The following is a 13998-nucleotide window of genomic DNA, read 5'->3' on the forward strand; positions in this document are numbered from 1 at the left end:
GTCCCGCCCGCCGCGTCGGCGCCGGCGAACTCATTACCGCTTCATCCTTGCTTTGCTTACACTGCCGCCATGGAACACCGTCACGACTACGCCTTCGACATCGACGTCGCCACCCGCTATCTGGACGACCAGTCCGAGCCGGATCAGGACCGTTATGTCTTCGCCTACACCATCCACATCCGCAATGCCGGCAAGGTGCCGGCGCGGCTGGTGTCGCGGCACTGGGTGATCACCGACGCCAACGGCAAGGTGCAGGAAGTGCGCGGCGACGGCGTGGTCGGCGAACAGCCGTGGCTGCGTCCGGGCGACGATTACGAGTACACCTCCGGCGCGGTGCTGGAAACCAGCCTGGGGACGATGGAAGGCAGCTACGCGATGGTCGCCGACGACGGCACCCGTTTCGACGCGCCGATTCCGGCGTTCACGCTCACCGTTCCGCGCACCCTGCACTGAGCGCGGATCGTCTATGAGCGTTTGGGCTATCGGCGACCTGCAAGGCTGCTACGACGCGACCCAGCGGCTGCTGGAGCGGATCGCTTTCGATCCGGCGCGCGACACGCTGTGGTTCTGCGGCGACCTGGTCAACCGCGGCGGCCAGTCGCTTGAGACCTTGCGCCTGGTGCACTCGCTGCGCCAGAACAGCATCGTCGTGCTCGGCAACCACGACCTGTCGCTGCTGGCGATCGGCGAGCGCACCGAGGAAGAACAGCGCAAGGTCAACCCCGACCTGCAGCGCATCGTCCTGGCCGAGGACCGCAACGAACTGCTGGGCTGGCTGCGCAGCCAGAAGCTGGTCCACGCCGACCGCAAGCTCGGCTGGATGATGGTCCACGCCGGCCTGGCGCCGAAGTGGACCACCGGCATGGCCGAACGCCATGCGCGCGAGGTCGAGGAGCGCCTGCACGGCGACCAGTACCGGCGCCTGCTGAAGAACATGTACGGCGATCGCCCGGCCTGGAATCCCAAGCTGGCCGGGATCGACCGCCATCGCGCGATCATCAACGTCTTCACCCGCCTGCGTTACTGCACGCCGCGCGGCCGGATCGCGTTCGAGGACAAGGGCAGCCCCGGCACCCAGCCGGTCGGCCTTTACCCCTGGTACGAAGTGCCGGGCCGGGCCGAGCGCGACCTCAAGATCGTCTGCGGCCACTGGTCCACCCTGGGCTTGTTCATCGGCCACGGCGTGCACGCGATCGACACCGGCGCGGTCTGGGGCGGCAAGCTCACCGCGTTGCAGCTGGACACCGACGAGCTGCGCCTGGTCCAGGTGCCGGGCCGCGACGTGCCGGCGCAACCGCCGCGGCCGCGCCCGCCGCGCCCGCCGCAGGGCGGCTGAGCGCGCGCATGCGCCCGCCACGCCACGGATGGCGTCGCCCGGCGCAGCGGCTGCGCCGTTCGTCCGCAGCGGCGACGCTGCTCGCCGTCGCCCTGTTCGCCGGCTGCTCGCGCGATCCGGCGCCCACGCCCGGGCGCCGGGTCGAAGTCCGGGTCCAGCCCGCGCCCGCATCCGCCACGACCGAACCCGCACCGCCCTGGGTCGCAGCGGCGCGCGCCCAGATCGGCGTGACCCGGTACTACGATCCGGCCTACGTGCGCCTGGCCTACCCCGGCGGCGACGTCGCCGCCGACCGCGGCGTGTGCACCGACGTGGTGATCCGCGCCCTGCGCAGCCAGGGCCTGGACCTGCAGCAGGCCGTGCACGAGGACATGCGCGCGGACTTCGCCGCCTACCCGAATTTATGGGGCGCGGCCGGCACCGACCGCAGCATCGATCACCGCCGGGTGCCCAACCTGCGGCGCTGGTTCGAACGCCAGCGCTGGTCGCGGCCGCCGAGCGGGCGCGCCGGCGACTACCGCGCCGGCGACCTGGTGACCTGGACCCTGCCGGGCGGACTGCCGCACATCGGCATCGTCTCCGAACGCCGCGGCTGGAGCGGTCGGCCGCTGATCCTGCACAACATCGCCCGCGGCACCCAGGAAGAAGACCTGCTGTTCGCCTATCCGATCAGCGGCCATTACCGGCCGCAGCCGCAGGACGTCGCCGCCTGGGCCCGGCGCGCCGACGCCGGCGCGCAAACCGCCGCGGCGGCGCCATAGCGCCGCACGCTCAGTCCATGCCGACGCGCAGGTAGTCGACGAACTCGAAGGCGAACTCGTTGCGCGCATCGGCCGCATGCGACTCGCGCGCGGTCACCCGCCATTCCTCGCGGTCGAAGCGCGGGAAATAGGCGTCGGCATTGTCGACCTCGGTATCGACCCAGGTCAGGTGCAGTCGCGCCGCCGCCGGCAGGCACAGCGCATAGACCTCGCCGCCGCCGATCACGCACAGTTCCGCCGCGCCTTCGGCCTGCACGCCCTGGATCGCTTCCTCGACCGAGCCGACCGGCTCCATGCCCGGAAACGGCGCCCGCGCCGAACGGGTCAGGACCAGGTTGCGCCGGCCGGGCAGCGCGCGCCCCAGCGACAACGCGGTCTTGCGCCCCATCAACAAGGGCTTGCCCAGGGTCAGGGCCTTGAAGCGCTTGAGATCGTCGGCCAGCCGCCACGGCAGGGCGTTGTCGCGGCCGATGGCGAGCTTGCGGTCGAGGGCGGCGATCAGTACCAGTCGGGTCATGCGCGCGGGCTCCGTAAACAGGGGCGGACGGCGGCCTGGGGGCTGGCCGCGCAAGGCCTCGGCCAAGCGCGGGCGCCGCTCAGACCGCGACCGGCGCCTTGATCGCCGGCCACGGGTCGTAGCCTTCGATCGCGATGTCGTCGTAACCGAACTCGAACACGTCGCGGATCTGCGGGTTGAGCTTCAGCGTCGGCAGCGCGCGCGGCTCGCGCGCGAGTTGCTCGCGCGCCTGTTCGAAGTGGTTCGAATACAGATGCGCGTCGCCGAGGGTGTGGACGAAATCGCCGACGCCCAGGCCGCAGGCCTGCGCGACCATGTGGGTCAGCAAGGCGTAGCTGGCGATGTTGAACGGCACGCCGAGGAAGATGTCGCCGCTGCGCTGGTACAGCTGGCAGCTGAGCTTGCCGTCGACCACGTAGAACTGGAACAGCGCGTGGCAGGGCATCAGCGCCATCCGCGGCAGGTCGGCGACGTTCCAGGCGCTGACGATCAGCCGGCGCGAATCCGGATTGCGCTTGATCTCGTCGATCACCCAGCGGATCTGGTCGACCTCGACCCCGTCGGCGCCGGACCAGCGCCGCCACTGCTTGCCGTAGACCGGGCCCAGTTCGCCGTCGGCGTCGGCCCACTCGTCCCAGATGCTGACCTTGTTCTGCTTGAGGTAGGCGATGTTGGTCTCGCCCTTCAGGAACCACAGCAACTCGTGCACGATCGAGCGCAGGTGCAGCTTCTTGGTCGTGACCAGCGGGAAGCCCTGGTTCAGATCGAAGCGCATCTGCCAGCCGAACACGCTGCGGGTGCCGGTGCCGGTGCGGTCGGACTTGTCGCTGCCGCGCTCCAGCACGTGACGAAGCAGGTCGAGGTACTGCTGCATGGTCTCAGCCCTTGGCCGGTTCGGCCGCGGCCGGCGGCTGCGGTTGCAGGGTCGGCGAACGGCTCGACAGCCACAGCCAGAACAGTCCGAGCACGATCAGCGGCAGGCTCAGCGCCTGGCCCATGGTCAGCCAGCCGAACGCCAGATAGCCGTGGTCGCCGATCTGCGCGTCGGGCACGCGGACGAATTCGACCAGGAAACGGAAGCAGCCGTACAGCAGCGCGAACAGGCCGGACACCGCATAGCGCGGACGCGGCTTGCGCGAGAACCACCACAGCGCCAGGAACATGACCACGCCTTCCAGCGCCGCCTGGTACAGCTGCGAAGGATGGCGGGCGAAGCGCTCCAGCGCGCCGGCGGCGAACTGGGTCTGCAGTTGCTCGGCGCTCCAGCCGGCGAACTCCGGCGCGCGCGGGAAGATCACCCCCCAGCCGGCCTCAGTGGGCTTGCCCCACAACTCGCCGCCGATGTAATTGCCGAGCCGGCCGAAGCCCAACCCCGGCGGCACCAGCGGGGCGATGAAATCCATGCTGTCGAAGAAATGGGTGCGGTGCCGGCGCGACCACCACCACACCGCGGCCATGACCCCGAGCAGGCCGCCGTGGAAGCTCATGCCGCCTTCCCAGATCCGGAACAGCATCAGCGGATCCTTGGCCAACTCGGCGAAGTTGTAGAACAGCACGTAGCCGATGCGCCCGCCGAGCACCACGCCGAGCATGGCGTAGAACAGCAGATCGCCGTAGGCCTGTTCGCCGACCCCGGGCAGGCGTCCGGCGCGGACCCGCTGCCGGCCCAGCCACCAGGCGGCGACGAAGCCGAGCAGATACATGATCCCGTACCAGTGGACTTGCAGCGGGCCCAGGCTCAGGGCGATCGGATCGATCTGGTGCAGGGTGGTCATGCGGCGGGGACGGCTCGGGGGGACGATGACCGTCGTATTGTGCCCGACCGGGCCTGTACCCGGGGTGCCGGTTGCGGCCGCTGCGCACCGTCCGGCGGTGCGGTTTCCAAGTCCGCGGCGGACTTGGCTACAACAGCACCGGCCGGTCCGGCAGTTCGTTGCCGGCGGATGCGCTGTCGGCCGGATCGCGCGGGAAATGTTCGGCGACGATCTCGCTCAAGGCGGCGATGCCGGCCAGCACCGCGGGTTCGGCCTCGCCCGCGGCCAGGCCGCGCTGGATCGCATCGCAGACCGCCTGCCAGCGCTCGTCGCCGACCCGCGCCGCATAGCCGCGGTCGGCGACGATTTCGATCCGGTGCTCGGCCAGCAGCAGGTACAGCAGGACGCCGCTGTTGCCGGCGGTGTCCCACACGCCCAGGCCGGCGAACGCCGCCCGCGCCGCCTCGCGCGCGTCGCGCCCGGCCCATAGCGCGCGCCAGGACAGCCGCTCTTCGACCGCGAAGCAGACCTGGCCGCGATGGCGCGCCTCGCCGGCAGCGATCGCCGCGGCGATGCGCTGCAGGCTGCGCTCCGGAAACAGGCGCCGCGACGAAGGCGCGCACAGATGTCGCCACCAACGCATCACCAACTCCCCGAGGCGCCGCCGCCTCCGCTGGAACCGCCGCCGCCCGACCAACCTCCTCCGCCTCCACCGCCCCAGCCGCCCCCACCTCCGCCACCGCCCCAACCACCGCCCCAACCACCGCCATAGCCGCCCCAGCCGCCGCCGCGGGCGTAGTGCCCGCCGGCGCTGCCGAGCAGGCCGGCGAACAGGCCGATCAGGGCGCACAGGCCGACCAGCCACCAGGCCAGCGACAACAGCCAGGCGATGCCGCCGACCACCGCGGCGGTGATCGCCCCGCGCAGCAGCGCCGGCAGCCGGCCGAGCAAGGCGCGCACGAACTGGGCGCCGAACACGGCGATGAACACCGCCAGCAACCAGCCGTCGCCGCCGTCCTCGCCGCCTCCGCCCTGGCCGGAGGCCATCGGCGCCGGCAGCGATTCGCCGTCGATCAGCCGCACCAGCATCGCGGTGGCCTCGCTCAGGCCGCCGGCATAGTCGCCTTGGCGGAACTTGGGCGCCAGGTATTCCTGGATGATCCGTCCGGACTGGGCGTCGGTGATCGCGCCCTCCAGTCCGTACCCCACTTCGATCCGTACCCGCCGGTCGTCCTTGGCCACCACCAGCAGCACGCCGTCGTCGACGCCCTTGCGGCCGAGGCGGAACTGCTCGTAGGCGCGCACCGCGTAGGCGGCGATGTCCTCCGGCGCGGTGCTGGGCACCATCAGCACCTGCAACTGGCTGCCCTTGCGCCGCTGCAGCTCGCGCGCCTGCGCTTCCAGGCGCGCGCGGGCGTCGGCGTCGAGGGTGGCGGTGGTGTCCACCACCGGCGAGGTCAGCGCCGGGATCGGCTGCAGGGCCTGCGCCCGCAACGGCCCCGGCCAGGCCGCCAGCGCCAGCGCCAGCAGCCACAGCCCGGCCAACAGCGCGGCTAAGCCGCTGCGGCCGCGAACGGGTGCGGCGAACGCCGCCATCGCCGCCTCAGCCCTGCGGCGGCGCCGGCTGGGTCTGCGCCGGCGCGCTGGGCTGGCCGAAATCGACCTTCGGCGCCTGCTGGATTTCGGCCTCGTTCTCGACCGTGAAGTTGGGCTTGGTGGCGTAGCCGAACAGCTTGGCGGTGAGGTTGGTCGGGAACTGGCGGATGTAGGTGTTGTAGTCCTGGACCGCGCCGATATAGCGCTGGCGCTCGACCGCGATCCGGTTCTCGGTGCCTTCCAGTTGGGTCTGCAGGCTCAGGAAACTCTGGTCGGCCTTGAGCTGCGGGTAGTTCTCGCTGACCACCAGCAGCCGGCCGATCGCGCCGCGCAGTTCGCCCTGGGCCTGCTCGAACTGCTTCAGCGACGCCGGATCGTCGGCGTCGACGTTGATGCTGCCGACCTTGGCCCGGGCCTCGGTGACCTGGGTCAGCACCTGCTGCTCGTGGCTGGCGTAGCCGCGCACGGTCGCGACCAAGTTCGGCACCAGGTCGGCGCGGCGCTTGTAGACGTTGAGCACCTGCGACCAGGCCGCGGTCACCGCTTCGTCCTTCTGCTGGATGCTGTTGTAGCCGCAGCCGCTGAGCAGCGCGGTCAACGCAAGCACGATCAAGGCACGGAACATGGCGCGGCTCCTGGTTGCGCGGGCGACGGCCGCATTGCAGCACCCGCCCCGGGCGGACGCAATGGACGCGATGTGACGACCCGGGACGGGGGGTTAAATGTGCTAACCCCCTCCGCCCCCATACGACGAAGGCCGGCAATCGCTTGCCGGCCTTCGCGTGGCGTTCGCCGGGCGGCGGCGCTTATTCGGCGCTCAGCCGGCGCAGGGCGCGGCGCTTGGACCACAGGTTCAGGCATTCGACCAGGGCCGAGAAGCCCATCGCGCCGTAGATATAGCCCTTCGGGATGTGGACTTCGAAGCCGTCGGCGATCAGATACACGCCGACCAGGACGATGAAGGCCAGCGCCAGCATCTTGATGGTCGGGTTGTTGTCGATGAAATGACCCAGCGGCTTGGCCGCCAGCAGCATCACGCCGACCGCGAGCAGGATCGCCGCGACCATCACCGGAGTGTGGTTGGCCATGCCGACCGCGGCGATCACCGAGTCCAGCGAGAACACGATGTCGATCACCGCGATCTGCGCGATCACCATCATGAACGACGCCGCCGGCTTGGTGTGCACGTCCTCGGATTCTTCCTCGCCGACGATCAGGTCCTTGATCTCCATCGAGCCCTTCACCAGCAGGAAGGCGCCGCCCAGGATCAGCACCAGATCGCGCACCGAAATGCCCTGTCCGAACACATGGAACAGGTCGCTGGTCAGCCCGGCCAGCCAGGCCAGGGTCAGCAGCAGAGCGATACGGCTGATGCAGGCCACCGCGATGCCGAACTTGCGCGCTTTCTCGCGCTGGTCGAACGGCAGCTTGCTGACCGCGATCGAGATGAACACCAGGTTGTCGATGCCGAGCACGATCTCGATCGCGCTGAGGGTGATCAGGGTGATCCAGACTTGCGGATCGGTCAGCAATTCAATCACGTGGGGCCTGCCTCAAAGAATGTCGATAACGGAAAACCCGCGGCGCGAACCGCGGTCGGCGCGCCGCGAGGCGCGCCTGCGGCCGCGGACGCGGCCGGAAGAAACACGGAGCCGGCGCCGTCCCGGCGCTCAGCCCATCAGATGGGTCCACAGCCGCGGACCGAGGATCGCGGCCCAGGTCAGCAGCACGTTCATCAACAGCACGAACACCGCCGCCGAGCCCATGTCCTTGGCGCGTCCGGCCAGCTCGTGGAACTCCGGGCCGTAGCGCTCGATCACCGCCTCGACCGCCGAGTTGAGCAGTTCCACGCTCAACACCAGCAGGATCGAACCGATCAGCAGCGACCGCTCGACCCCGGTTTGGCCGAAGTACCAGCCCACCGGCGCCAGGACCAGGAACAGGTAGACCTCGAGCCGGAACGAGGATTCGTGCAGCCAGGCCGCCCGCAGCCCCTGAAACGACCAGGTCGCGGCCTTCAGGATCCGTCCCGGACCCCGCGGCAGGTGCCCGTATTCGTCAGCCATGCCGGCGCTCCGTCGTCGCGATCGTGCTGCGGCAGCACGGGCGTTCGGGTGGGAACGGCGCGGCGATGGGCATGGCAGAGGATCTCGATGTCAGGCCGGACGGCCAGGCGGACGCGGCCGAGACCGCTACGGCCGGGGATTTTGCCACAAGCCCGATGACCCTGCCCCCGCGGCGACGGCCGGCCGGCCCGTCGGCAGCCCAGGGTCCGGGCCGCGGCGCATACCGCCGGAACCGAGGCAACGACGATGACCGCCCTGGCCGCAGCCATCGCATCCGCGGCCACAGCCGCCGTTGCCGTTGCCGTTGCCGTTGCGTAAAGAGCTTGGCGCAGAACCGAACTCGCAAGAACGCCCTGCAGCCCCGGAGGGCGGCCCGCAGGGAGGCGGGCCGTGCACAGCCAGGCCAGGGATGGCCTGTGCGGAGCAGCCCCGCGCAGGCTGCGTCCCATAGTGGCTTTTGACTCGAAACAGCCATGGCGTTTTCTTTGGTTACTTTTGACCGCAGGAAATCCCTTGGGACTTTGTCGCCTTGGACAAAGAAAATGACCCGACCGCTTGCGGACGGAAGCTTTGCTTTGAGGCTTTAGAGCTTTGGAGCTTTGGAAGCCTTCGAACGACGACGCCGCGAGACCGCAGCAGCGCGGTCGCGGCTTGTGCCGCTCCTACAAGGGCGCAGGACCAAGACGCGGCGAACGGGCTAGATGGCGGTCGCGGCTCACGCCGCTCCTACAGGGGCGCAGGACCAAGACGCGGCGAACGGGCTAGATGGCGGTCGCGGCTTGTGCCGCTCCTACAAGGGCGCAGGACCAAGACGCGGCGAACGCGCTAGATGGCGGTCGCGGCTTACGCCGCTCCTACAGGGGGCGCAGGACCAAGACGCGGCGAACGGGCGAGATGGCGGTCGCGGCTTACGCCGCTCCTACAGGGGCGTAGGACCAAGACGCGGCGAACGGGCTAGATGGCGGTCGCGGCTCACGCCGCTCCTACAGGGGCGCAGGACCAAGACGCGGCGAACGGGCGAGATGGCGGCGCGGCTTGTGACCCAAGGAAATCCCTGTGGGACGCCGCTCCTACGGGGAAGTGCGCGGTTTCGCGGCAGCGATGTCGCGCTGCCAATAGCCGCGCAGTTGCTCGCGCTGGCGCGGGCTCAGGCCGTCGACGCAGGCCGCCAGCAGCGCGTCGGCGCCGGCGCCATCGCCGCCCGCCAGGGTCTCGCGCGCCGCCTCCAGCAAGGCGCGCCGGCGCACGTCCAGATTGCCGAACGGATCGAACCAGGAATCCACCCGCGCCGGGTCCTTGACCCCGGTCCAGGCGAACTCCGCCGCGCCGGCCTCGGCGGCGAGGGCGCGGTAGCCGGCGATCGCCGCGTCGCGGCCGATCCGGCCTTGCAGCCGATCCAGGCGCAGCCGGAACAAACGCGATTGCGGCGTGGCGCCGGCGGCTTCCAGCGCAGCGACCGCGCGGCCGACATAGGCGTAATCCACCGCACCGCTCGCGGCCTGCACGCCGAGCAGATTGAAGCTGGCGACGGCGGTCCGGTATTCGAGCCGGTCGTGCGCCTCGACGGCTCGCGCGTCGGGCCGTCCCAGCGACGAGGGCTGGACCAGGCGCAGGCCGGGCTGCTCGGCGAGAATCGCCTCGATGTCGTGCTTGTGGAACTCGCCGATCACCACCACCACCGTGCCGCCCGGATGCGCGCGCGCCGCCGCGGCGATGCGTTGCGCCTGCAGATAGGTGCGGTAGAGATACAACCGGCGCGGCAGGTCGTGCCTGGCTCGCGCCGCCGGCGTCGCCGCCCAGGTCCTGACCTTGTCCAACCGGGCCGGATCGTCGGCATGGAAGAAGTCGCGCTGCAAGGCCTCCTGGCCGAAACTCAGAAAGCCCATGAAGCCCTTGAGCGGACGCAGTTCCGGCGGCGCGTCCAGGGCCAGGCCGAAGCCCAGCTTCTGGTCCTCGACCGGCGGCTCCCAATCGATCGGGCACAACGCGATGCCGTGGCGGCGCGCGAACGGCACCGCCACGTCCTGCGCCTCGTAGGTGAACTCGTAGAAATCGCCGCGAGCGAACGCCTCGGGGGTGCGCTCGATGCAGATCGCATCGGGCCGTGCCCGGTCCAGGAACGCATCCAGCGCGGCCGGACGGTCGCGCTCGGACACCAGTTGAGCGCCGTGGTCGACGCCGAGCACGATCACCGTCGTCGCCATCGCCGGGTCCGGCGCCGGCGTCGGCGTCGGCGCAGCGCCGAATGCGAACAACGGCCACAGCCACAGCACCGCCAGCCACCGCTTGCTCATGTCCGCTCCGCTCCGGGTCGTCGCCGGGACGATGGCACGGCGCGCCGGCGCGCGCCCGTGCCTATGGTCGTAGTCGCGCGCGCGGCGCGGCTCACTGCTGGCGCAGCGCCTCGATCGGATCCAGCTGCGAGGCCTTGCGCGCCGGGTAATAGCCGAAGAACAGGCCGGTGGCGATCGAGAACCCCGCCGCCAGGCCGATCACCTGGCCGTTCAAGGCCACCGGCAGGGCGCCGAACTTGCTCACCAGCAAGGTGCCGGCCACGCCGATCGCGATGCCCAGCGCGCCGCCGATCAGCGAGATCAGCATCGCCTCGGCCAGGAACTGGCGGCGGATGTCGCCGGGCCCGGCGCCGACCGCCATGCGCAGGCCGATCTCGCGGATCCGCTCGGTCACCGAGACCAGCATGATGTTCATGATGCCGATGCCGCCGACGATCAGCGAAATCGTCGCCACCGCGCCGAGCAGCAGCGACATCAGCCGGGTGGTCTGGGTGCGGGTCGCGACCACTTCGGCGATGTTGCGCACGCTGAAATCGTCGTCGGCGCCGGGCTGGATCCGGTGGCGCTGGCGCAGCAGGCTTTCGATCTGCTCCTGCGCGTAGGCCACGTCCTCGGCGCGGCCCACTCCGACCGCGATCTGCATCACCGCGCCGGTCGGCAGGCCCATCGCGCCGAGCAGGCGCCGGCGCCCGGTCTCCAGCGGCACCAGGACCACGTCGTCCTGGTCCTGGCCGAAGCCGCCCTGGCCCTTGGGCTTGAGCGTGCCGACCACGGTGAACGGCACCCGGCCCAGGCGCACGGTCTGGCCGATCGCGTCCTCGTCGCCGAACAGCTCGCGGCGCACGGTCTCGCCGAGAATCACCGACTTGGCGCCGCTGCCGTAGTCGCGCGCTTCGAACGCCGCGCCGGAGGCGATGGCCCAGCCGTTGATGTCGAAGAAGTCGGCCTGCACGCCCTGCCACTGGGTCGACCAGTTGTTCTCGGCGTACACCGCCTGAGTGCCGCCGCGCAGCGAAGCGGCGACGTACTGCACTTCGCCGATCTCGTTGCCGATCGCCTCGGCGTCGGCTTCGGTGAGAGTGAAGAAGCTCGACGCGCTCAGACGCACGCCTCCGGTGCCGCGGCCGCCGCCTCCCGAGCTGATGTCGAGCCGGTTCGAACCCAGCCCCGACACCAGCTTGTCGATTTCCGACTGGGTGCCCTGCCCGACCGAGACCATCACGATCACCGCGGCGATGCCGATGATCACGCCCAGCGAGGTCAGCGCGCTGCGCAGCCAATTGCCTCGCAGAGCGAACACCGCCGTGCGCAGCACTTCGAGGAAGTTCATCCGCCGGCCTCCTGCTCGTGCAGCTCGCCGTCGCGCATGACGAAGGTGCGGCCGGCGTGCGCGGCCACGTCCGGGTCGTGGGTGATCAGCACCACGGTGTGGTGTTCGGCCTGCAGGCGCTTGAACAGGGCCAGGATCTCCTCGCCGGTGCGGGTGTCGAGCGCGCCGGTCGGCTCATCGGCGAGCAGGATCGGCGGCCGGTTGATCAGCGCACGGGCGATCGCCACGCGCTGCTGCTGGCCGCCGGACAGCTCGCTCGGCCGGTGCCCGGCGCGGCCGCCCAGGCCGACCGCTTGCAACGCCGCCTGGGCGCGCTGCAGGCGTTCCTCGCGCGGCACGTTGGCATAGCCCATCGGCATGGCCACGTTCTCCAGCGCGTTCATCCGCGGCAGCAGGTTGAAGCCCTGGAACACGAAGCCGATCTTGTCGCGGCGCAGGATCGCGCGCTCTTCCGCGTCCAGGCTGGCGATGTCGACGCCGTCGCACAGGTAAGTGCCGCTGCTGGGCGTATCCAGGCAGCCGATCAGGTTCATCAGGGTCGACTTGCCCGAACCCGACGGCCCCATGATCGCGACGAACTCGCCGCGCGCGATGGTCAGGTCGACGCCGTGCAAGGCGATCACCTCGGCCTCGCTGCCGGGCGAATAGACCTTGCCCAGCGCGCGGGTCTCGATCACCGGATGGGTATCGGCGAGCTCGCTCATGGAGCGGTGCGTCCGCTGCCGACCACGATCTCGTCGCCTTCGCGCACGTTGCCGGAAACCTCGGTCCAGCTGCCGTCGCTGACCCCGACCCGCACCACCACCGGCTCGGGCTTGCCGCCGACCAGCTTGTACAGCGGCACCCGGCGCGCGGTCACCAGGTTGGCGATCTGCGCATCCCAGCGCGCGCGCTGGCCGTCGTCGAGCAGGCCGCGGAAGGCGCCGAACTGTTGGTTGAAGCGTTCCAGCACGCGCTGGCGCGCGGCGCCGGACATCGCGCCGCCGCTGCGGTTGCGGTTGTTGTTGCCGCCTCCGCCGCCCGGCCCGCGGCCGCCGATGATGATCGGCGCGCCGCCGCCCGGCGGCCCGCCGGCGCTGGCCGCCGGCGCCGCGGTGCGCGCGGCCATGCGCTGCTTCATCTGCGCCAGGGCGGCGTCGAACGCGGCCTGCTGTTCGGCGGTCAGCTTCAGCGCCTGCGCCACCTGCGGCAGATCGTTGCCGAGGCCGCCGCGCACGCCGCCGTTCGGGCCGGCGTTGCCGGCGCCTGCGGCGTCTTCGTCGGCCGGTTTGTAGCGCAGCGCTGCGTTGCTGACCCGCAACACGTCGTCGCGGCGGCTGACTTCGATCTCGGCGTTGGCGGTCATGCCCGGCAGCAGCGCGCCATCGGGGTTGTCGACCGAGACCACCACCGGGTAGGTGATGACGTTGCTGGTGTTGGTCGCCGACAGCCGCACCTGCTGCACCTGGCCGCGGAAGCGTCGGTCGGGGAAGGAGTCGACGGTGAAGTTCACCCCCTGGCCGGCCTTGACCTGGCCGATGTCGGCCTCGTCGATCGCCAGCACGATCTCCATCTTCGACAGATCCTCGGCGATCTGGAACAGCACCGGCGATTGCAGGCTGGCGGCCACGGTCTGGCCGGGCTCGACGCTGCGGGTCAGGACCACGCCGTCGACCGGCGCGCGGATCACCGTGCGCTGCAGGTTGAGCCGGGTGGTCTGGGTCGAGGCGATCTGCTGCTGGATCTGGGCCTGGGCGCCGTTGAGCTGGGCGCGGGCCTGGTCGCGCGCGGCGCGGGCCAGATCGGCGTCGCTGCGCGAGACCAGTTGCTTGGCCGCCAGTTCGGCCTTGCGCTGGTAATCGAGCTCGGCGTTGCGCAGGGTGGCCTGGGCGGTGGCGAGGCCGGCGCGCGCGTTCTCGATCTGCGCCGAGCCCTGGGCGATCTGCGCCTCGTAGGTGGCCGGGTCGATGCGCGCGATCACCTGGCCCTTGCTGACCCGGTCGTTGTAATCGACCAGCACGTCGGTGACCTGGCCGGAGATCTGGCTGCCGACGTCGACGGTCGAGATCGCCGCCAGCGCGCCGGTGGCCGAGATCGCCACCCGGATGTCGCCGCGCTCGATCTTGGCGGTGCGGTAGGCGCCGGCCGCTTCGGCGGCGTTGTGCTTGCGGTAGTAGTACCAGCCGCCGCCGGCCAGCGCCGCCAGCACCGCCGCGATCAGCAACCGTTGCGGCCAGGGCGACTTGCGCGGCCGCGCGGCGGCAGTCGGTCGGGACGGGGAGGACGGCTTGGCTGCGCTCATGGGGCTGGTTTCGATGGTTATGCAGGCGCCAACGCACGAGGCTGAATGCGGTTGACACCGGCG

Annotated in this window: 15 protein-coding genes; 3 read left to right on the plus strand and 12 right to left on the minus strand. The window is 70.6% G+C overall.

The annotated features are described in order from the left end of the window. Window positions 1-69: 69 nt before the first annotated feature. Genes apaG through AC3A57_RS21655 form a run of 3 tightly spaced genes read left to right on the plus strand, consistent with a single transcriptional unit; the run spans window position 70 to window position 2097 of the window. Window positions 70-453 carry a Co2+/Mg2+ efflux protein ApaG gene (gene apaG, locus AC3A57_RS21645; RefSeq protein ID WP_221671514.1) on the plus strand — a complete coding sequence of 128 codons (384 nt, stop codon included), beginning with the start codon at window positions 70-72 and terminating at the stop codon, window positions 451-453. A 13-nt stretch (window positions 454-466) separates the two neighbouring features. Continuing rightward, window positions 467-1336, plus strand: coding sequence for a symmetrical bis(5'-nucleosyl)-tetraphosphatase (locus AC3A57_RS21650; protein WP_221671513.1), 870 nt, complete (start codon window positions 467-469; stop codon window positions 1334-1336). An 8-nt stretch (window positions 1337-1344) separates the two neighbouring features. Then, window positions 1345-2097, plus strand: a complete 753-nt coding sequence (locus AC3A57_RS21655) for a DUF1287 domain-containing protein (RefSeq protein WP_487580785.1) — start codon at window positions 1345-1347, stop codon at window positions 2095-2097. 10 nt (window positions 2098-2107) lie between these two features. Here AC3A57_RS21655 and AC3A57_RS21660 read toward each other — a convergent pair whose 3' ends face one another. The 12 genes from AC3A57_RS21660 to AC3A57_RS21715 form a co-directional block, all read right to left on the minus strand. After that, complete coding sequence (locus tag AC3A57_RS21660) at window positions 2108-2614, minus strand: dihydrofolate reductase (protein ID WP_487580786.1); 507 nt, start codon at window positions 2612-2614, stop codon at window positions 2108-2110. A 79-nt stretch (window positions 2615-2693) separates the two neighbouring features. Continuing rightward, window positions 2694-3488, minus strand: a complete 795-nt coding sequence (locus AC3A57_RS21665; RefSeq protein WP_487580787.1) for a thymidylate synthase — start codon at window positions 3486-3488, stop codon at window positions 2694-2696. A gap of 4 nt (window positions 3489-3492) precedes the next feature. Next, window positions 3493-4389 (minus strand): prolipoprotein diacylglyceryl transferase, encoded by an 897-nt coding sequence (gene lgt, locus AC3A57_RS21670; RefSeq protein WP_487580788.1) that lies wholly within the window; start codon window positions 4387-4389, stop codon window positions 3493-3495. A 127-nt stretch (window positions 4390-4516) separates the two neighbouring features. Beyond that, entirely contained in the window at window positions 4517-5011 is a 495-nt protein-coding gene (locus tag AC3A57_RS21675; protein WP_487580789.1) for a TPM domain-containing protein, read from the minus strand. Then, window positions 5011-5964, minus strand: a complete 954-nt coding sequence (locus AC3A57_RS21680; protein WP_487580790.1) for a TPM domain-containing protein — start codon at window positions 5962-5964, stop codon at window positions 5011-5013. Before AC3A57_RS21680 ends, AC3A57_RS21675 begins: the two co-directional genes overlap by 1 nt. 7 nt (window positions 5965-5971) lie before the next feature. Next, window positions 5972-6589, minus strand: coding sequence for a LemA family protein (locus tag AC3A57_RS21685; RefSeq protein WP_487580791.1), 618 nt, complete (start codon window positions 6587-6589; stop codon window positions 5972-5974). A gap of 181 nt (window positions 6590-6770) precedes the next feature. Next, window positions 6771-7505 (minus strand): TerC family protein, encoded by a 735-nt coding sequence (locus AC3A57_RS21690; protein ID WP_487580792.1) that lies wholly within the window; start codon window positions 7503-7505, stop codon window positions 6771-6773. Window positions 7506-7634: 129 nt separating this feature from the next. Further along, window positions 7635-8030, minus strand: a complete 396-nt coding sequence (locus AC3A57_RS21695) for a diacylglycerol kinase (protein ID WP_221671506.1) — start codon at window positions 8028-8030, stop codon at window positions 7635-7637. A gap of 1070 nt (window positions 8031-9100) precedes the next feature. Next, window positions 9101-10324: a hypothetical protein gene (locus AC3A57_RS21700; protein ID WP_487580793.1), complete on the minus strand. Its 1224-nt coding sequence runs from the start codon at window positions 10322-10324 to the stop codon at window positions 9101-9103. Between the two features lie 91 nt (window positions 10325-10415). Then, window positions 10416-11654 carry an ABC transporter permease gene (locus tag AC3A57_RS21705; RefSeq protein WP_487580794.1) on the minus strand — a complete coding sequence of 413 codons (1239 nt, stop codon included), beginning with the start codon at window positions 11652-11654 and terminating at the stop codon, window positions 10416-10418. Continuing rightward, window positions 11651-12358 carry an ABC transporter ATP-binding protein gene (locus tag AC3A57_RS21710; protein ID WP_487580795.1) on the minus strand — a complete coding sequence of 236 codons (708 nt, stop codon included), beginning with the start codon at window positions 12356-12358 and terminating at the stop codon, window positions 11651-11653. The genes AC3A57_RS21705 and AC3A57_RS21710 overlap by 4 nt, the downstream gene beginning before the upstream one ends. Then, window positions 12355-13935, minus strand: a complete 1581-nt coding sequence (locus AC3A57_RS21715) for an efflux RND transporter periplasmic adaptor subunit (RefSeq protein ID WP_487580796.1) — start codon at window positions 13933-13935, stop codon at window positions 12355-12357. The genes AC3A57_RS21710 and AC3A57_RS21715 overlap by 4 nt, the downstream gene beginning before the upstream one ends. Window positions 13936-13998: the final 63 nt, after the last annotated feature.

This window comes from Lysobacter sp. Soil_C_15, assembly GCF_057657315.1.

What these genes read in the sequence shown, in the direction of transcription:
- apaG (WP_221671514.1), top strand. Translation starts at nt 70, where the DNA reads ATGGAACACCGTCACGACTACGCCTTCGACATCGACGTCGCCACCCGC.
- AC3A57_RS21650 (WP_221671513.1), top strand. Translation starts at nt 467, where the DNA reads ATGAGCGTTTGGGCTATCGGCGACCTGCAAGGCTGCTACGACGCGACC.
- AC3A57_RS21655 (WP_487580785.1), top strand. Translation starts at nt 1,345, where the DNA reads ATGCGCCCGCCACGCCACGGATGGCGTCGCCCGGCGCAGCGGCTGCGC.
- AC3A57_RS21660 (WP_487580786.1), bottom strand. Translation starts at nt 2,614, where the DNA reads ATGACCCGACTGGTACTGATCGCCGCCCTCGACCGCAAGCTCGCCATC.
- AC3A57_RS21665 (WP_487580787.1), bottom strand. Translation starts at nt 3,488, where the DNA reads ATGCAGCAGTACCTCGACCTGCTTCGTCACGTGCTGGAGCGCGGCAGC.
- lgt (WP_487580788.1), bottom strand. Translation starts at nt 4,389, where the DNA reads ATGACCACCCTGCACCAGATCGATCCGATCGCCCTGAGCCTGGGCCCG.
- AC3A57_RS21675 (WP_487580789.1), bottom strand. Translation starts at nt 5,011, where the DNA reads ATGCGTTGGTGGCGACATCTGTGCGCGCCTTCGTCGCGGCGCCTGTTT.
- AC3A57_RS21680 (WP_487580790.1), bottom strand. Translation starts at nt 5,964, where the DNA reads ATGGCGGCGTTCGCCGCACCCGTTCGCGGCCGCAGCGGCTTAGCCGCG.
- AC3A57_RS21685 (WP_487580791.1), bottom strand. Translation starts at nt 6,589, where the DNA reads ATGTTCCGTGCCTTGATCGTGCTTGCGTTGACCGCGCTGCTCAGCGGC.
- AC3A57_RS21695 (WP_221671506.1), bottom strand. Translation starts at nt 8,030, where the DNA reads ATGGCTGACGAATACGGGCACCTGCCGCGGGGTCCGGGACGGATCCTG.
- AC3A57_RS21700 (WP_487580793.1), bottom strand. Translation starts at nt 10,324, where the DNA reads ATGAGCAAGCGGTGGCTGGCGGTGCTGTGGCTGTGGCCGTTGTTCGCA.
- AC3A57_RS21705 (WP_487580794.1), bottom strand. Translation starts at nt 11,654, where the DNA reads ATGAACTTCCTCGAAGTGCTGCGCACGGCGGTGTTCGCTCTGCGAGGC.
- AC3A57_RS21710 (WP_487580795.1), bottom strand. Translation starts at nt 12,358, where the DNA reads ATGAGCGAGCTCGCCGATACCCATCCGGTGATCGAGACCCGCGCGCTG.
- AC3A57_RS21715 (WP_487580796.1), bottom strand. Translation starts at nt 13,935, where the DNA reads ATGAGCGCAGCCAAGCCGTCCTCCCCGTCCCGACCGACTGCCGCCGCG.